Source organism: Variovorax glucosi, from assembly GCF_051216695.1.
In the GTDB taxonomy this organism is placed as follows: Bacteria; Pseudomonadota; Gammaproteobacteria; order Burkholderiales; family Burkholderiaceae_C; genus Variovorax.
In genome coordinates, this window is the sequence record NZ_JBPJZE010000003.1 from 326,530 (window position 1) to 342,805 (window position 16,276).

Below are 16,276 nucleotides of genomic sequence, written 5' to 3' on the forward strand. Positions count from 1 at the left end.
GGCGTTGCGCTTTCTTCAGCGATGGATGGCGGTCTGCGGCGCGTCGGCGCCCCGGGCATGGGCGCGGTACATGCCCTCGGTGTTGAACGGCAGGCAGACGTTGCCCAGCCGATCGACCGCGATCAGGCCACCGCGCCCGCCGATGGCCGGCAGCGTGCGCATCACGACCGCCTCGCAGGCTTCTTCGAGCGACTGCTCGGCATAGCGCATGCGCGCGCAGACGTCGTAGGCCGCGACGGCCCGGATGAACATCTCGCCGCTGCCGGTGCACGACACCGCCGCACTGCGGTCGTCGGCATAGGTGCCGGCGCCGATCAGTGGCGAATCGCCGATGCGACCGACGCGCTTGTTGGTCATGCCGCCAGTCGATGTCGCGGCGGCGAGGTGGCCGTGCATGTCGAGCGCGACCGCGCCGACGGTGCCGAACTTGCTGCCCTCGATCAGCGGCGCGCCGTCATGGTCGAGCGATACGCGATCGGCGACGCGGGCCAGCTTGAGCTGCTGGCGTCGCGCCTCGGTGGAGAAGTATGACGGATCGACCATCTCCAGGCCGTGCTCGCGCGCGAAATTCTCCGCGCCCAAGCCGCCGAGCAGCACGTGCGCGCCGTCGGCCATCACCGCACGCGCCGCACGCACCGGTCGTCTGATGCGGCTCACGCCGGCCACCGCGCCTGCGCGAAGGTCCGCGCCGTTCATCACGGCGGCGTCCAGTTCATGCGTCTCGTCGTGCGTGAAGACCGCGCCGTGGCCGGCGTTGAACAGCGGACAGTCTTCGAGCATTTCGACCGCGATGCAGACCGCGTCGAGCGCGCTCGTGCCGCGCAGCAATGCGGCCTGCGCGGCGGAGACGACGGCCTGCAGCGCATCGCGGTAAGGCTGTGCGGCGGACGAATCCGAAGCCACCGAAGCGATGGTTCCGGCGCCTCCGTGGATGGCGATGACGGGCGTGGTCTTCATGGGGAAGCGAGTGTCTTGCGGGCCGCGACGCGTGCGCCGCGATGGGGATTGCCATGCAGCCACGGCATGACGGATTCGACGACCTTGCCGGCCAGCTGGAAAGCGCCCGGCGTGCGCAGGGCAACGGCGCTGGTCAGCGCCTCGATCACGGCCAGCGCGGCAGTTTCGCAGTTGGGACGGTAGCGGGTTTCGGTCTGTGCGTAGAGCGCCACATCGGCCAATGGTGCGAGCGGCGAGCTCGGCCGGTCGGTCAACACCAACACGCGCACGCCGTGAGCGCGCGCTGCGGCGGCAAGCGTCACGGTGTCGGTCAGATAGCGCGGAAAGCCGATCGCCACCAACACGTCGCCCGGCTTGCCGCGCGACAGCGTGCGCGCCGCATGCGTGACGCCGCTCACGGCGGACAGCAGCCTGACGTCGGCGCAGTACGGGTCGAGCCCATGCTGCAGCATCCCGGCCAGCCATGCGCTGGCACCGTAGCCGACCAACAGCACCGAGCGCGCGTCGAGCAGCAACTGCACCGCACGCTCGCAGGCGCCGTAGTCGATGGTGCGGCGCGTCGCCTCGATGTTGCGATGGCTTTCTTCCAGCGCGGCAGCGAACACTTCAGCCACCGTAGAAGGCTGCGCCAGGTTGCCGCGCAACTGCTCGACCGGCGCCAGCAACGGCTCGAAGCCGAGCACCAGTTCGGCGCGAAAGCTCGCGTAGCCCTCATAGCCCAGCGCGCGCGCGAAGCGGTTGGCCGTGGCGACGGAGACGCCGGCCGTGGCTGCCAGCTCGTCGATCGGCAACGTGGCGACCTGCAGCGGATGCGCGAGGACGTGGTCTGCGACCTGACGGTGCAGGCGGCTCAGGCGCGGCAATGCCTGCGCGATGCGCTGGGTGACCGTGTCGGGGCCTGCCGGCTTTGCGAACGAAGTGATGGCGACGGGAGCGTCGGGGCGCATAGGCGGGTTGAAAACGGGGCGTTGCCTGCCCCATGACAGGGCAGGAAAGTAAATTTGATAACAAATATACAGACCGAAAGAAAACTTTTGGTCATTTTCATAAGTTAAGCAAAGTCCGGGCCCGCTGCTGCGTAGAGCTACCCTTTACGGTCGAAGCTGATATCAGCTCGATTCAATCGGTATCAGCTCAAATATCGAGCTGATTTATTAGAATCGGCTCGAAACATCGAGCTGATTCATGCCATACAACAACCGACTGACATCCGACGAATTGCTGCACCACATGGCAGCCCTGAAATCCGCCGGGCATGCGCAGGCTTCCTCGGCCCAGCTCGCCAAGGCAACAGGCTCGAGCCTGCCTGCCGTCAAACGCATGCTGTTGAAACTGGTTGCAGACACGAAAATCGAGGTCACTGGCAAGGCACGCGCGACGCGCTATCGCCTGTTGCCGACGAGAACACCTGCTCTCGCAGTGCCCCCGGAAGCCGGACGCGGCATTGCGTTGACCTGGCGCCCAGCGAGTATCGAACTCCGGGCGCGGCTGGGATTGCCACTCGCAGCCCGCATGCCGGTGACGTATCGCCGCGAATTCGTTGACGACTACAAGCCCAACGAAACCTTCCTGCTGCCGCGCGAGCTTGCCGAAGAACTGTCAGCCCTCGGCAGTCACCCTGGGCAACTGCCGGCAGGCACGTACGTCCGAAAGGTTCTGGAGCAACTGCTGATCGACCTTTCATGGTCGTCGTCCCATCTGGAAGGCAATCGCTACACGCTGCTGGACACCGAAGAGCTTTTCAAAAGCGGCGCTGCTGCCACCGATGGCGATGCGGTCATGCTGCTCAATCACAAGGCAGCCATCGAATTCCTTGTGGATGCGGTCCCGGTGCAGGGACTCAGCGCCGGACTCATCCGCAATCTGCACGCCGTGCTCATGCAGGATCTGCTGGCGGACGTAGCGTCGCTCGGCGCCATTCGCGAGAAGGTGGTCAACATCAGCGGCACGACCTACGTTCCCAGCCAGGTTCCTGCGGTGTTGAGCGAGATGTTCGAGCGCATCGTCTCGGTCGGGCAACGCATCAAGAACCCCTTGGAGGCGGCATTTTTCCTCTGGACCAATCTCGCGTACCTTCAACCTTTCGAGGACGGAAACAAACGAGTGAGTCGGCTTGCCGCCAACATCCCGTTGATGCTCTACAACCATGCGCCTTTGTCGTTTCTGGACGTCGAAAGGGATGATTACGCAATGGCCATGATGGGCGTCTACGAATACTGCGACGTGTCGATGGCCGTAGACCTCTTCGACTGGACCTACAGACGCTCGCAAGCCAAGTACAGGGTGGTTCAGGAATCCATGGGCTCGCCGGACCCATTTCGCGTGAAGTACCGTGAGGCGCTTACCGAAGCGGTCGGACTGGTGGTGAGGGGACGAGCCTCCGAGCAGGAAGCGATGACGGGGCTGGGACTGCCTGAAGAGGACGCGTCGAAGTTCCGGGACTTGCTTGTGCAGGAACTTGCGGCACTGGCGGCTTTCAACTGTGCGCGATATCGTCTCGGCATCAAGGAAACACAGACCTGGATCGATGCAGGTCGCCTTCGGAAACAGCATCCCGCAATCCCCGATGCGCCACCCCCTCCCACGCCACCGGCTGTTGATTCTTCGCACACAAATAGTGATGCGTGAAAACCGCCAGATACGCTTCCAGCACCGCCACTGCCGCATGCTCGCCCGCCAGCTCCATGCACATCGCTGCCACCTCGCTCGTGCAGAAATGATCTCCGCGCCCTGACCGCCGCAGCTTGTATTGCGATACGTGCGCCGGCTCCAGGCTCAGCACCGGCAACGCATCCAGATACGGACTCCGACCAAACATCTTCCGCGCCTCGGCCCAGGTTCCGTCGAGCAGGATGAACAAAGGGCGCTTGCCGGCTTCGGCGTTTCCTCCGACCGACGCATCACCCGTCGCGACGGCGTGCACCACCCGTTCCGGCGCCGCGTACTGCCCCGGAAACACCACATACGGCGCCCACTGCGGATCGCGGAGCAGGGCGAGCAATGCAGGATCGGTTTCGGTCCGCGCCCAACCGAACGCGAAGGTATCGGGCACGACCTCGGCGACCAGCCAGCCGGTGTTGCTGGGTTTGAGCGGCTCGATGTCGGCCATGAGCAGGCAAACACCGGCGTTGGTGGACACGGTCGGGCGCACGGCGCACATGCAATGGCTAGTTGCGAGACGGCAACCATCGCAGCGCTCTCGCTTGAAACCGCCGCGGGCGAGAAAGGGTTTGCTGCTGCGCGCCAGGCGGGCAGCGCGAAGCAGGGCGACGGCGTGCGGCATCGAAAGATGCGCGCTACCTGCCGCGCAGCGGTCGTCCCAGGCTGCTGCGCCAGCGCTCGATGAAGGCGCGATATGCAGCCGGCTGCAGGTCTTGCGTGAGCTCGATGCCGGGCACGATCGGCTTCAGCGTCGCGCCCAGTTTCTGCATGAGCTGCGCCGCGGTCGCTTCGCCGCTCACGTCCGCGCGCATCGCGTAGACGCCCTGGCGCGCGAGCAGCGCCTGGCCGCGCCGGGACAGCGTGTAGTCGACCCACAGCCGCGCCGCGTTAGGCCGCCGGGCGCGCCGGGCGATCAGCTGCAGTCGCGACAGCACCAGCGTGTAGTCGGCGGGAAATACCACGCCGATGTCCGGATTGCGGCGCGCCTGCGCGAGCGCATAGGCGCCGAGCACGTTGTAGGCGATGGCGGACCGCCCGCTGACGACCTGGCCCAGCATGGCCGAGGTGGTCGCGGAGAAGCGCACGTCGGCGCGGCCCAGGGCCTGTGCGATGTCCCAGAAGGCCGGCGCGGCGCGCGCGTCCTGCGCAGCCAGCAGGAAACCGAGGCCGGACTTCTCGACGTCGTACGTGACGACCTTGCCCCTGAGCGCCGGCGAGCGCTGCAGCAGCGTCGCGAGATCCGCATGCGTGCGGGGCGGCTGGGGCACCAGCTTCCTGTTGTAGGCCACGACGATCGGCTCGAAGGTCGTGGCCCAGGCCTGGTCGCGCATCCGCGCCCACGCGGGCAGGGCCGCGCTCTCGGGCGAAGCGTAGGTCAGCGCGTAGTCCTGCTCGACCAGGCTGGCCTGAAGGTCCATCGCCGAGCTCCACAGCACGTCGGCGGTGTCGCGTCCGAGCTGGGTTTCCGCCACGAAGCGGTGGTGCAGCTCGGTGCTGGTCAGGTCTTCGTACTCGACGGCGATTCGTGGATAGAGCGACTGGAAATCGTCGACCAGCGGCTGCGCGACGGCGATATCGGTGGTGGAGTAGATGACGAGCCGGCCTTCGTCCTCGGCGGCGCGCACGGTGGCTGCATAGTCCGGCGCATAACCCGCAGGCGGTTTCGAGCGGGGCGAGAAGTCGAGCAGTTCGTCCGTGCTGTTGTTCTGCGCGGCGGCGAGCGGGCTCACGCCCAGGGCGATCAGGCCCCGGACCGCGGCCCGGCGCGTGGTCTCAGTGGGCTTGCGGGGTGCATCTTTCGTCATGTCTGCCGGTCCTCGCGGTTCAGCCGAAGCGCGCCAGTGGAATCACGCCGAGCAGCAGCGTGACGGCCAGCATGACGCCTGCCGCGGACATTGCCCACAGCAGCGTGAAGCGCTGGTGATCGCCGAACTCGACCTTAGCCAGCCCGACCAGCAGATAGGTCGACGCCACCAGCGGGCTCAGCAGATGCACCTGCTGGCCGATGAGCGAGGCGCGGCCGATCTCGGCGGCCGTGAAGCCGTGCACCGCGCCGGCCTTGGCCAGGATCGGCAGGATGCCGAAATAGAACGCGTCGTTGGAGATGAAGAAGGTGAACGGCACGCTCAGCACCGCCGTGACCACCGCCAGGTAGGGCTCGAGCCAGTTGGGCAGGCCGGCGATGACGCTGGCAGCGATCGCGTCGACCATCTTCGTGCCCGACAGGATGCCGACGAAGATGCCGGCCGCGAAGATCAGCGCCACCACCGGCACGATGTTGGCGGCATGCGATTCGAGCCGTTCCTTCTGCTGCTCGAGGCGCGGGTAATTGATCATCAGCGCGATGGCTGCGGCCACCATGAACAGCACCTGCAGCGGGAAGGTGCCCATGACCAGCAGCACCATCAGCGCGACCGTCAGCGCGAAGTTGACCCAGATAAGTTGCGGCCGCGCGATCGACAGAGCGGTGGCCATGTCGGCTTCGGTGGCGTCGTACGTCACGGGCAGATCGACACTGCCGCCGAGCCGGCGCGTCTCGCGACGGCCGAGCCAGAAGGCCACCAGCAATCCCCACGCGCCGGTGACGATCATCGGCACGATCATCGGCACGAACAGCTCGCCGACGTCCACGCCCAGTGCGCTGGCCGCGCGCGCGGTCGGTCCGCCCCAGGGCAGGATGTTCATGTTGCCGCCTGCCATCATCACCACGCAGGTCAGCACCAGCCGGCTCATGCCAAGGCGCTTGTACAGCGGCAGCATCGCCGCGCAGGTGATCATGTAGGTGGTGGAACCGTCGCCGTCGAGCGAGACGCAGGTGGCGAGCACGAAGGTTCCCATGACGATCTTGGTCGGGTTGTTGCCCACCAGCTTCAGGATCCAGCGCACCGGCGGATCGAACAGGCCCGCGTCGATCATGATCCCGAAGTACAGGATCGCGAACATCAGCATCACGCCCGTGGGCGCGAGCTTCTTGATGCCGTCGAGCATCATCGGACCGAGCCCCATGCCGAATCCGGCGAGCAGGCCGAAGGCGATGGGTACGAGGATCAGGGCGACCATCGCCGAGAGGCGCTTGGTCATGATCAGCGCCATGAACACGAGGATCATGGTGTAGGCGAGGGCAGTCAGCATAGGGGCTCGTTTCTTGGCCGTGGTCGTCGAAGTCGTCGATGTCGTGGTTTTCGTTCGACCGGCGATTCTGCATTCTTTCGGGTGACATTCCGGCGCACCCGCGTGCTCAATCCAGCCCCGGCCCCTGATGGAACACCAGGTCCTCCACGACCTTTCCGCCCAGCAGATGCTGCTCGACGATGCGGTCCAGGTTCTCCGGCGTCACGTTGTAGTACCAGGTGCCGTCGGGCTGCACGCACATCACCGGGCCGCCCTTGCAGGCCGCGAAACAGCCGACGCGGCTGCGCTTGACGCGCAACTCGCCTTCGTTGAGCCCCGCAGCCTTGAACTTCTCGCCCAGGCTGTCGAACAGGTCCTGCGACGCGCCGTCGGGCGTGCAGCGCGGGCCGGTGCAGACCAGCAGGTGGCGCTTGTACGCACCGATCTTCGGCTTGACGACTTCGGTCATTCCTGCGCTTCCTCGACCGCAACGGGCGCCGCCACTTCGTCTTCGACCGGCGCCGCGAGCACCGCCTCGATGTAGTCGACGGGCAATCGGTGGCGCTGCGCCAGATCGTCCGTGCTCGCGCCCTCGGCATGGTCGGCGCGCAGGTTCTGCAGCCATCCGATCAGGCCGGTGGAGAGCGAACGGCCGGGGCGCTCGCCTTCGCGCGTCGAGCCGCCGTCGTCCAGGTCGTACTTGTTCGCATAGCCGCGCGGCGTGACCATCAGTCCATGCTGGATGAAGGTGTGGCTGTTGCCGATCAGCACCGTGGTCAGCATGCCGATGTCGCAGTCGCTCATCCTGTCGAGCGTGGTGAACTCGAGGCGCTCGCGCCGGCGATAGGCCGACTTGACCACCGCCACCGGCGTGTCGGGCCGGCGGTGCCGGAGGAACAGCTGCTGCGCCTGCACGATCTGCTGGGTGCGCCGACCGCTCTTCGGGTTGTAGAGCGCGACCACGAAGTCGGCAGCGGCTACGGCGTCGAGCCGGCGCGCGATCACCGGCCAGGGCGTGAGCAGATCGCTGAGCGAGATCGAGCAGAAGTCATGCGTCAGCGGCGCGCCGACCAGCGCCGCGCAGGCGTTGATGGCCGATGCGCCCGGCACCACCTCGACCGTGATCTCCGACTCCGGCGTCCACCCCGCCTGGAACAGCACCTCGTAGGTCGGCCCGGCCATGCCGTAGACGCCCGCGTCGCCGCTGGAGATCAGCGCGACCTTCTTGCCCTCGCGCGCGCATTCGAGCGCGTTGACGGCGCGGTCGAGTTCCTCGGTCATGCCCTTTCGGATGACTTCCTTGCCTTCGAGCAGGTCGGCGACCAGCTTGATGTAGGTGCTGTAGCCGACCACTACGTCGGCCTCGGCGATCGCGTCGCGCGCGCGCTGGGTCATGTGGTCGTGGCTGCCGGGGCCGATGCCCACCAGCATGATTTTTCCGCTCATGACTTCAGCTCCAGCGAGGTTGTGGGGCGTGCGCCGCCGAAGCCGTCGGCCAGCACGGGGCGAAGCCAGCGTTCGAACGCCAGTCCGCACACCACGGCCATCGACACCCAGAAGGAGATCGATATCCAGGTCGTCGCGATGACGAACTGCGCATCGAGCGCGCGCAGTGCGGTTTGCGCTTCGGCGCTAAAGCCGGCGAACGGGTCGGCCGCGATGTGCGGCGCGCCCACGAAGAACGGCAATGCCAGCAGCGCAGCGGCGGCAGGCCAGCGCCAGGCGCTGCGCAGTCCTGCGGCGACGCCGCAGGCCAATGCGGCACTGACTGCCGCCAGCACCCACCAGCCCTGGCGCGAACCCAGGCGGGCGGCGTCCATGCCGGGAATCTCGGCTGGCAAGCCGAGCGAGGGCCAGAGGTGAAAACTCAGCCAGCCGGCGCCGGCGATCAGCGCAGCCAGCGGCATCGAACGCATGTTCGCGCCGCGCCAGAGACAGACGCCCATCGCGGCAAGCACCAGCAGCGCCATGCTGAACGCATGCAGCAGGTTGGCGACCCAGGTCCAGAACGTGCGCTCGGCGCCGTCTTCGGGCTGCCATGCGGGTGTGGCTGCAGCAGCATGCGCGTGAGCGTGCGTGTGGTCTTGCGCCTCGGCCTGCGCGGGTGCGGTCGAAAGCGCAACCGGCGCGGGCACCTCGACCTTTTGCGACTCGTAGCTCTCGGCGGCGTGGATGATCGGCGTCGCCTGCCAGAGCTGGACGCCGGTCTGCACGCTGCCGACCAGCACGGCCGCCGCCAAGCCCGACCAGATCAGTCGTTGAAACAACATCATGGAACGGTCCGAGCTCAGTGGCAGGGCTTGACCGTGACGTGGCGCACGTCATGCGCGGCGTTGTGCGCTAGCGGGCTTTCGGCGAAGGCGACGCCGTAGAGCACGAACATGCCGAGTACGGCAGCGCCGGCGAGTTGCAGCAGCAGGCTGCGTGCGATGCCCGTGTCGGACGAGCCTGCGGCGGTGGTGGAGGCAGGGGCGGGGGCGTGGATCGATGTGTTCATGGAATGCTTTCGTTAAAAAGATGGAAAAAAGTGGCGTGGGATTTCAGGGAATGCGCGCGATCGAAATCGTCGCGTTGCGCCCGTCGGCGCCGCGGTGTTTGTGCTTCTCGACCACCAGAGCCGTCATCGGCAGCCCGCCGCCGACCAGCAGCGCCGAAGCCTCGCTGACCGAAGGCGTGCCGGTGTGCCTGCGCACGGTTTCCGAGGGATGCGGCACAGGCACTTGTGCCAACTCCGCTGCCGGATAGAAGTGCATCGTCCAGCCTTGGGCCCGTGCCAGCGCCAGCAACCCGGCCTCGTCGGCCTTCAGGTCGATGCTCGCTGCTGCCACCACCTGCGCAGGCTGCGCACCAAGGCCGGCCAGCGCCTGATCGAGCAGTTGCTGCAGCGTGTCTTCCGGCGTGCCGCGGTCGCAGCCCATGCCGATAGCGTAGCGCGCAGTGGTCGTTTCAGGCGTCATTGCGGCGGCCGGTACACGACCAGCCGTTCGGCCAGCGCATCCCACTGCGCCGCGCTCACATCCGCATGCGTGATCCACAGCACGGCCTTGAAGCGCGCGAGGTCGACCTCGTCGAAGCAGGCGAACTTGTGGATGGTGGCCGGCAGCGGCGTGGGGCGCGTCCACCAGTCGGGGCTGCCGGCCTCCTGCACCACGGCGATGGGTTCGCCATTGACGACGTGCGCAGAGACGCGCGTGATGTTGATCTTCGGCGCCTCGACCTTCCAGCCGAGCTCGCGCCCGAGGATGTCGACCGGAATGGTCTTGCCCACGTCCGACGCAGTGGTAAGCACCGGCGTCGCGCCCAGCAGCGCCGCCACCTGCTCGGCCATCGCGTTGGCGCCACCGACATGGCCCGACAGCACCGGGATCACGAACTGCGCGGCATCGTCGACCACCAGCACGCCGGGGTCTTCGTCCTTGCTCTTCAAGTGCGGCGCGATCAGCCGCACCACGGCGCCGAGCGAGACAAAAAACACGATCTGGTCGTAATCCGCGAACAGCGCGGCGATCTCGTCGCGGAACGCGCCCGCATAGGCGCGCACGGCGTTCGGCAAACCCGCCATGAGCGGCGCGAACTTCTCGGCAACGCACACATGCGCATCGGGCAGCTGGCGCGCGAGGTCAGCGGTCTGCTGCGCGCCGTGCTTGGTGATGGCAACCAGCACGACGCGGGGCGCGGCCTGTTCGGGAATGGATTGGTTCATTCGGTTTCTTCCTCTTGTTCTTCGAGTTCGGTGGAGGTCTTCTTGCGGCAGCCGCGCACCAGCTCGCCGCGCACGCGATGCGGGTTCTTCACCAGCAGCAGCGACAGGTAATTGACCTTGGTTCCCTTGAGGCTCGCGACGTCGAGCACCACGCGCTCGACCGGCGCACCGGCCTTTTCGATGAAGCGGCTGTGCAGGAGCAGGCCGCGTCGATCGAGCAGATCGATCAGGTCGTCGAGCAGTGGCTTGACCTTCATGAGCACCAGCGTGTCGAAGTCGTCGAGCATCTTCTCGACGGCCGCGATGCCGTAGGCGGCGGGCACGATGGCGATGGTGTCGTCCTGCTCCGAAAGCGGCACCTGCAGCTGCGCGCAGGCAGCGTTGAAGGAAGTGACGCCGGGCACGATCTCGATGCGCGCGGCGGGGTCGAGCTCGCGCAGCACGCGTGCCAGGTAGCAGAAGCTGGCGTAGGTGCTGGCGTCGCCTTCGACCAGGAACAGTACGTCCTGCCCGGTGGCGAGCATCTCGCGCACCGTCTCCGCTGCCTTGAGCCAGTGGCGCGCGAGCTTCTCGGCGTCGTGCGTCATCGGGAACAGCAGCGACTGGTGCTGCGCGGGCGGCTGCAGGCCGGCGCGCAAGGCGATGTCGAGCGCGTAACTTTCCTTGCGAAGGCTGCGCACCGGATAGGTCCAGATCGCGTCGGGCCGCACGAGCAGCGACCACGCGCGGCGCGTGATGAGCCCCGGATCGCCGGGACCGAGCGAGACGCCGTGGAGCGTGCCGGGCGCGGTCATGCGGTCACCTCCGTAGCTGGCGCGGCCTGAGCGCACACGATCCACACCGGGTTCTCCGCCGCCATCCGGTGCATGTGCAGAATCGGCTTGCTGCGCGAAGCCTGCAGCTGCAGCACGTCCCAGGTCGCACCTTGCGCCTTCAGCGCCTCGACAGCTGCGGCGAGGTTCTCGATGGTCACGAAGTTCATCACCAGCCAGCCCTGCGGACGCAGCCGCTGCAGCACCTGCGCGATGAGTTCGGCCAGTTCGCCGCCCGATCCACCGATGAACACCGCATCCGGATCGGCCCACTGCTGCAGCCCTTCAGGTGCCTTGCCGTGCACGAGCGTGTGATTGCCGATGCCCATGTTCAACCGGTTGCGGCCGACGATGGCGGCGTCGTCGACGTTCTTCTCGATCGCATACACATGACCCATCCGGCACAGCCGCGCGGCCTCCAGCCCGACCGAGCCGGACCCCGCGCCGATGTCCCACACCACGCTGTCGATGCGCAACTGCATGCGCGCCAGCGACACGGCGCGCACCTCGTTCTTGGTGATCAGCCCTTTCTCGGGATGGCGCTGCTCGAAGCTCGCGTCCGGCAGGCCGAACAGCACCTGCGGCGTACGCATTCGCGTGCGCCAGAGCAGCACCACGTTCGGGTCGGCAAAGCGCATTTCGGTCGCGGCGGAGATCCGCATGCCGCTGATCACGCGCTCGTCGGGCCGGCACAGGCGCTCGGCGACGGCCATCTCGAAATCGTCGGCCAGACCCTCGGCGACCAGCATCCGCGCGATGCGGTCGGGCGTGTTGTCGGGGCTGGTGAGCACGGCCAGGCGGTCGTGCTGGCGGATGTCGCGCAGCAGCGCATACAGGCCGTGGGAGGGCGCCGATCCCGGCACCCAGTCGCCGGCATCCTTCGCATGCACGGAGGCGAACTTCATCTCCTGCCACGGCAGGCCCAGACGCGCGCAGGCCAGCTGCAGCGTCGAGACGTTCGGCAGCACCTCGATCGCCTCGATGCAAAGGCGCGACGCGAGGTATGCGGCGATGCCGTGGCACAGCGGATCGCCGGTCGCCAGCACCACCACGCGCATGCCGTCGGCCTGCGCGGCGCGGATCCATTCGGGCACCTGCGACAGCGCGCCGGTGAGGTCGCGCTGCAAGGCATCGGACGCGATGTGCGTGGCGAACAGCGCCAGCGTGCGTGCACCGCCGATCACCAGTTGCGCGGATTGCAGATGCGCCAGCGCAGAACGCGAGAGGCTGGCCTCGCCGTCGTCGAGCACGCCCAGGATGCGGCATCGGTTGATCTTCAGTTCTTCGTCGGTGTTCACGAGGCCTCCGCGATCTTGCGTCCATCGAAGTCGCAGACCAGCACTTTCAGTTCGAATCGGTCGGGGTAGCGCTCGCGCAGCGTCCGGATGACGCGTTGCGCGAGCGCGGTGTGGAATTGCGTGCCCAGGCCGAGCGCGTCCATACGCTCGCCGGCATAGCGCGCGGTCTCGTTGCCGCGAATCGCTTCGCATACGTCGGGCGGTGCGCCGAGTTCGGCCGCGATGTCGGCGAGCAGGCCGGTGTCCACCTCGGCGCGGCCCGCATGGGTGATGGTTTCGCCCTGCGCGATCTTGGTGAGCTTGCCGACCATGCCGCCGATGACGACGCGCTTCAGCCCGGCCTTGACCGCGGCGCTCATCGCGTAGCGCAGGAAGTCGCCCATCTGCACGAAGGCGGCTTCGGGCAGCTCGGGCATCTCGCCCATGACGAACTTCTCGGTGCGCCCGCCGGTGGTCAGCACGACCACGCCATGGCCCAGCGTGCCGGCCACGTGCACGCCCTGCACCACGCTCGCGCGGTAGGCGGCGGTCGAATACGGCTTCACGATGCCGGTGGTGCCGAGGATCGAAATCCCGCCGAGGATGCCGAGCCGCGCGTTCAGCGTCTTCTTCGCCATCTCCTCGCCCTGCGGCACCGAGATCGCGACTTCGAGCCCGACCTCGTCGAGCAGCGACTCGCCGACCGCACGCACGTTGGCTTCGATGCTGCGGCGCGGCACCGGGTTGATGGCGGGACCGCCGACTTCCAGGCCGAGCCCCGGCATCGTCACGGTGCCGACGCCCAGGCCGCCAGCGAGCAATACCTGCCCCGCGCGTTCGGGCAGCAGCCGTACATCGGCGGTGAGATGCGCCTTGTCGGTGCAGTCCGGGTCGTCGCCCGCGTCCTTGACGACCATCGCATGCGCCAGCGTGCCGGTCGCGTCGACGCGACCGTCCTGCACCGCGAAGGTCACGAGGTCGCCGTTGGGCAGCAGGCATTCGACGCTGTCGGGCACCTGGCCCGTGACGAGTCCGATGACGGCGGCACGCGCGGCCGCGGCGGAACACGCGCCGGTCGTGAAACCGGTGCGGGTGCCGCGGGGCGCGTCCTTCTTCATCATCATGCGAGTTCGCGTGCCTCCGCTAGCCCGAGCAGCGCATGGATAGCGGCCACCACAAGCGTCGAGCCGCCCTTGCGCCCACGGATCACGATCCACGGCACCTCGTGCTCCAGCGCGACCAGATCCTTCGACTCGGCTGCCGACACGAAACCGACCGGCATCCCGACCACCAGCGCCGGGCGCGCGCCCTCTTCATGGATCAGCCGCACGATCTCGATCAGCGCGGTCGGCGCATTGCCGATGCCGACGATCGCGCCGTCGACCAGCCCCAGCCGGTGCGCCTTGCGCATCGCCTGCACCGCGCGCGTCGTGCCTTCGGCCTTGGCCTGCGCGATCACGTCCTCGTCGCTGATGAACTGGTGCGTGTCCATGCCGAAATGGCCCAGGCGCGGTTCCGAGAGTCCGACACAGATCATCTCGACGTCGGCCACCACGCGGCTTTCGCGCGAGCGGATCGCGGCAACGGCGGCATCGATGGCGCCGGGATGGAAGTCGGTCAGGCCGTTGAAGTCGAAGTCGGCGTTCGCGTGGATCATGCGGCGCACCACCGGCCATTGCTCGGCCGTGTAGGCGTGCGACGTGACCTCGCGGTCGATCACGGCGAAGGAGTCGTGCTCGATCGCGCGGCCGGCAGCGGTGAGCTGCTCGGTGACGACGTTCGCGCGAGACTCAACGGGCGGGCGCGTGGTCATGTGCGTGTCCATGGTCATGGCCGTGATCGTGCGCGTGGTCATGCGGATGGGCATGCGGATGCGGATGCGCGTGATCGTGCGCATGGTCGTGATCGTGGTTGTGCGGCACCGCGTCGTCGTGGTGATGCCCGCCCATGCCGTTCTCGACCGCGAAGTCGCGGAACTTGCAGCCGTCGCAGGGCATGAGCGCGATCGGCATGCCGCGGCGCAGGTCGAGCACGCGCTGCTCCAGCACCTCGAAGATCTCGCGCTCGAAGCCGAAGTACTTCGTCGAGATGAAACGGATCGTCGGGTACTGCGTCTTCAGGTTCTCGACCTGGCGCGCGATGCGTTCGACCAGCGTGCCGTTGAACAGGTAGTACGGCAGCACCACGACCTGCGTCATGCCCAGCAGGCTCTGGCGCTGCACGGCCTTCTCCAGGCGCGGATAGGTGATGCCGGTAAAGGCGAGGTCGACCAGCTCGTGGTCGGTTTCCTCCATCAGCCAGCGCGCCATCTTGGCCATGTCGCCGTTGGCCTGCCGGTCCGACGATCCGCGCCCCAGGATCACCACGCCGGTGGTGGTCGGGTCGGGCATGTCGAGCGCCTGCATCGCGCCCTTGAGGCGACGCCGCAGGATCGCGAGGATCGGATCGCAGGCCGTGAGGTGCGGCGCGTATGCGAACTGCACGAACGGGAACTTGAGCCGCGCGCCGTCGATGGCCTGCGGAATGTCCATCTTCACGTGGCCGGCGGCGTTCAGGATCAGCGGCACCACGACCACGCGCCGCGCGCCCTCGGCGGCGCGGCGCAGGCCTTCGCTCATCGTGATCTCGGAGAACTCGATGAAGCAGACCTCGATGCGCCAGCCGGGCCGGCGTTCGCGCCATTGCGCGGCGAAGGCCTCGATCTCGTCGTTGCCTGACTTTTCGCGCGAGCCGTGGCCCACCAGAAGGATGGTTTCGCTGGGTGTCGTGGTCGTGTTCATGGGGTGTCCTGGACGAGGTCGGCGGCGGGCACGCTGGCACGCCGGAATCGATGGGTGAAGCTCGCGTCGTAGAGCTTGGATTTGGCGAGCGTTGTCCACTGCCGCGCGCCCAGGTTGGGGCTGGCGATGATCATCGACTGGGTCGCGATGCGGGCTTCGCGGCAGAGCGCCTGGATGGTGGCGACCGTGCCGCGAACGATCTTTTCCTCGCCCGGCCAGCTGGCCTTGTGCACCACCACCACCGGCGCATCGGGCGACCAGCCGGCGGCCAGCAGCGCGGCCGTGACCTTGCCCATCAGCGTGATGCTCAGGAAGATGCACAGCGTGCTGTGGTGCGCCGCCAGCGCTTCGAGCGATTCGCCTTCGGGCATCGGCGTGCGGCCCTCGACGCGCGTGAAGATCACGGTCTGGGTGACTTCGGGCAGCGTCAGGCTCTCGACCGCCGCAGCCGCCGACGCCATCGCCGAAGAAACGCCCGGCACCACCGCGATCGGCACGCCCGCTGCGTCCAGCGGCTGCACCAGCTCGATCAGCGCGCCGTAGAGGCCCGGGTCGCCGGTCTGGAGACGCACCACGGTTTCACAACGCGCGGCCTGCGCGATCAGCCAGGCCGACATCTGCTCGAGCGTCATGTCCTTGCTGTCGGCGATAACGCAATCGGCCGGCGCCCAGCGCGTGGCCGCCTCGCTCACCAGCGAGCCCGCGAACAGAACGGCGCCGGCGCGTTCGATCAGGCCGCGGCCCTTGACGGTGATGAGTTCCGGATCGCCCGGACCGGCGCCTACGAACCAGACGGTTCCCGGCGTGGACGAGCCGGGTGGCCCGGATGGCGCGTCGCTTGGAGCGATGCTTCGCTCGTTCATGAAATGGATCCCTCCGCGCCCGCCGCGCGTTCGATGGTCGGTACGACCTGGCGGAGAGAGGGAAATCGGGAGGCGTCGGTGGGAGCGATTCCGGCGGATGCGGCGTTGCATC

The 16,276-nt window shown here is 67.4% G+C and carries 17 protein-coding genes and 1 pseudogene; 1 reads left to right on the forward strand and 17 read right to left on the reverse strand.

Translation table 11 applies throughout. The features are described from left to right. Nucleotides 1-15: 15 nt before the first annotated feature. A complete protein-coding gene (locus ACSFA3_RS16240; protein ID WP_435506515.1) occupies nt 16-957 on the reverse strand; it encodes an isoaspartyl peptidase/L-asparaginase family protein in 942 nt (313 codons plus the stop codon). Continuing rightward, nucleotides 954-1,904 carry a MurR/RpiR family transcriptional regulator gene (locus tag ACSFA3_RS16245; RefSeq protein WP_435506516.1) on the reverse strand — a complete coding sequence of 317 codons (951 nt, stop codon included), beginning with the start codon at nt 1,902-1,904 and terminating at the stop codon, nt 954-956. The genes ACSFA3_RS16240 and ACSFA3_RS16245 overlap by 4 nt, the downstream gene beginning before the upstream one ends. Before the next feature lie 832 nt (nt 1,905-2,736). Between ACSFA3_RS16245 and ACSFA3_RS16250 the strand changes: the two are divergent. After that, nucleotides 2,737-3,075: pseudogene (locus ACSFA3_RS16250) on the forward strand (Fic family protein); the annotation flags it as partial. A 385-nt stretch (nt 3,076-3,460) separates the two neighbouring features. Here ACSFA3_RS16250 and ACSFA3_RS16255 read toward each other — a convergent pair. The 15 genes from ACSFA3_RS16255 to cobM form a co-directional block, all read right to left on the reverse strand. Continuing rightward, nucleotides 3,461-4,240, reverse strand: coding sequence for a tRNA-uridine aminocarboxypropyltransferase (locus ACSFA3_RS16255; protein ID WP_435506517.1), 780 nt, complete (start codon nt 4,238-4,240; stop codon nt 3,461-3,463). Between the two features lie 13 nt (nt 4,241-4,253). After that, a complete protein-coding gene (locus ACSFA3_RS16260) occupies nt 4,254-5,423 on the reverse strand; it encodes an ABC transporter substrate-binding protein (protein ID WP_435506518.1) in 1,170 nt (389 codons plus the stop codon). 19 nt (nt 5,424-5,442) lie between these two features. Further along, complete coding sequence (locus ACSFA3_RS16265; protein WP_435506519.1) at nt 5,443-6,750, reverse strand: CitMHS family transporter; 1,308 nt, start codon at nt 6,748-6,750, stop codon at nt 5,443-5,445. 106 nt (nt 6,751-6,856) lie between these two features. Then, nucleotides 6,857-7,198 carry a (2Fe-2S) ferredoxin domain-containing protein gene (locus ACSFA3_RS16270; RefSeq protein WP_435506520.1) on the reverse strand — a complete coding sequence of 114 codons (342 nt, stop codon included), beginning with the start codon at nt 7,196-7,198 and terminating at the stop codon, nt 6,857-6,859. Continuing rightward, nucleotides 7,195-8,175: a precorrin-3B C(17)-methyltransferase gene (cobJ, locus tag ACSFA3_RS16275; RefSeq protein ID WP_435506521.1), complete on the reverse strand. Its 981-nt coding sequence runs from the start codon at nt 8,173-8,175 to the stop codon at nt 7,195-7,197. The genes ACSFA3_RS16270 and cobJ overlap by 4 nt, the downstream gene beginning before the upstream one ends. Beyond that, on the reverse strand, nt 8,172-9,002 hold the full coding sequence (locus ACSFA3_RS16280; RefSeq protein ID WP_435506522.1) for a CbtA family protein: 831 nt from the start codon (nt 9,000-9,002) through the stop codon (nt 8,172-8,174). The genes cobJ and ACSFA3_RS16280 overlap by 4 nt, the downstream gene beginning before the upstream one ends. A gap of 14 nt (nt 9,003-9,016) precedes the next feature. Further along, nucleotides 9,017-9,226: a CbtB domain-containing protein gene (locus ACSFA3_RS16285; protein ID WP_435506523.1), complete on the reverse strand. Its 210-nt coding sequence runs from the start codon at nt 9,224-9,226 to the stop codon at nt 9,017-9,019. Nucleotides 9,227-9,269: 43 nt separating this feature from the next. Beyond that, nucleotides 9,270-9,686, reverse strand: coding sequence for a cobalamin biosynthesis protein (locus ACSFA3_RS16290; RefSeq protein WP_435506524.1), 417 nt, complete (start codon nt 9,684-9,686; stop codon nt 9,270-9,272). Then, a complete protein-coding gene (locus tag ACSFA3_RS16295) occupies nt 9,683-10,432 on the reverse strand; it encodes a cobalamin biosynthesis central domain-containing protein (RefSeq protein WP_435506525.1) in 750 nt (249 codons plus the stop codon). Before ACSFA3_RS16295 ends, ACSFA3_RS16290 begins: the two co-directional genes overlap by 4 nt. Then, nucleotides 10,429-11,226: a precorrin-2 C(20)-methyltransferase gene (gene cobI, locus ACSFA3_RS16300; protein WP_435506526.1), complete on the reverse strand. Its 798-nt coding sequence runs from the start codon at nt 11,224-11,226 to the stop codon at nt 10,429-10,431. The genes ACSFA3_RS16295 and cobI overlap by 4 nt, the downstream gene beginning before the upstream one ends. Continuing rightward, nucleotides 11,223-12,542 (reverse strand): precorrin-6y C5,15-methyltransferase (decarboxylating) subunit CbiE, encoded by a 1,320-nt coding sequence (gene cbiE / locus ACSFA3_RS16305; protein ID WP_435506527.1) that lies wholly within the window; start codon nt 12,540-12,542, stop codon nt 11,223-11,225. Before cbiE ends, cobI begins: the two co-directional genes overlap by 4 nt. Further along, a complete protein-coding gene (locus tag ACSFA3_RS16310) occupies nt 12,539-13,642 on the reverse strand; it encodes a cobalt-precorrin-5B (C(1))-methyltransferase (protein ID WP_435506918.1) in 1,104 nt (367 codons plus the stop codon). The genes cbiE and ACSFA3_RS16310 overlap by 4 nt, the downstream gene beginning before the upstream one ends. After that, a complete protein-coding gene (locus tag ACSFA3_RS16315) occupies nt 13,642-14,334 on the reverse strand; it encodes a precorrin-8X methylmutase (protein WP_435506919.1) in 693 nt (230 codons plus the stop codon). Before ACSFA3_RS16315 ends, ACSFA3_RS16310 begins: the two co-directional genes overlap by 1 nt. Then, nucleotides 14,312-15,301 carry a sirohydrochlorin chelatase gene (locus ACSFA3_RS16320; RefSeq protein ID WP_435506528.1) on the reverse strand — a complete coding sequence of 330 codons (990 nt, stop codon included), beginning with the start codon at nt 15,299-15,301 and terminating at the stop codon, nt 14,312-14,314. The genes ACSFA3_RS16315 and ACSFA3_RS16320 overlap by 23 nt, the downstream gene beginning before the upstream one ends. Continuing rightward, a complete protein-coding gene (gene cobM, locus ACSFA3_RS16325) occupies nt 15,298-16,164 on the reverse strand; it encodes a precorrin-4 C(11)-methyltransferase (protein WP_435506529.1) in 867 nt (288 codons plus the stop codon). Before cobM ends, ACSFA3_RS16320 begins: the two co-directional genes overlap by 4 nt. Nucleotides 16,165-16,276: the final 112 nt, after the last annotated feature.

Bases quoted from the DNA above. Each gene is read 5' to 3' on its own strand.
- ACSFA3_RS16295 (WP_435506525.1), bottom strand. From the start codon at position 10,432: ATGAACCAATCCATTCCCGAACAGGCCGCGCCCCGCGTCGTGCTGGTT.
- ACSFA3_RS16310 (WP_435506918.1), bottom strand. From the start codon at position 13,642: ATGATGAAGAAGGACGCGCCCCGCGGCACCCGCACCGGTTTCACGACC.
- ACSFA3_RS16260 (WP_435506518.1), bottom strand. From the start codon at position 5,423: ATGACGAAAGATGCACCCCGCAAGCCCACTGAGACCACGCGCCGGGCC.
- ACSFA3_RS16290 (WP_435506524.1), bottom strand. From the start codon at position 9,686: ATGACGCCTGAAACGACCACTGCGCGCTACGCTATCGGCATGGGCTGC.
- ACSFA3_RS16265 (WP_435506519.1), bottom strand. From the start codon at position 6,750: ATGCTGACTGCCCTCGCCTACACCATGATCCTCGTGTTCATGGCGCTG.
- cobM (WP_435506529.1), bottom strand. From the start codon at position 16,164: ATGAACGAGCGAAGCATCGCTCCAAGCGACGCGCCATCCGGGCCACCC.
- ACSFA3_RS16240 (WP_435506515.1), bottom strand. From the start codon at position 957: ATGAAGACCACGCCCGTCATCGCCATCCACGGAGGCGCCGGAACCATC.
- ACSFA3_RS16280 (WP_435506522.1), bottom strand. From the start codon at position 9,002: ATGATGTTGTTTCAACGACTGATCTGGTCGGGCTTGGCGGCGGCCGTG.
- ACSFA3_RS16320 (WP_435506528.1), bottom strand. From the start codon at position 15,301: ATGAACACGACCACGACACCCAGCGAAACCATCCTTCTGGTGGGCCAC.
- ACSFA3_RS16315 (WP_435506919.1), bottom strand. From the start codon at position 14,334: ATGACCACGCGCCCGCCCGTTGAGTCTCGCGCGAACGTCGTCACCGAG.
- ACSFA3_RS16255 (WP_435506517.1), bottom strand. From the start codon at position 4,240: ATGCCGCACGCCGTCGCCCTGCTTCGCGCTGCCCGCCTGGCGCGCAGC.
- cobJ (WP_435506521.1), bottom strand. From the start codon at position 8,175: ATGAGCGGAAAAATCATGCTGGTGGGCATCGGCCCCGGCAGCCACGAC.
- cobI (WP_435506526.1), bottom strand. From the start codon at position 11,226: ATGACCGCGCCCGGCACGCTCCACGGCGTCTCGCTCGGTCCCGGCGAT.
- ACSFA3_RS16270 (WP_435506520.1), bottom strand. From the start codon at position 7,198: ATGACCGAAGTCGTCAAGCCGAAGATCGGTGCGTACAAGCGCCACCTG.
- ACSFA3_RS16285 (WP_435506523.1), bottom strand. From the start codon at position 9,226: ATGAACACATCGATCCACGCCCCCGCCCCTGCCTCCACCACCGCCGCA.
- ACSFA3_RS16245 (WP_435506516.1), bottom strand. From the start codon at position 1,904: ATGCGCCCCGACGCTCCCGTCGCCATCACTTCGTTCGCAAAGCCGGCA.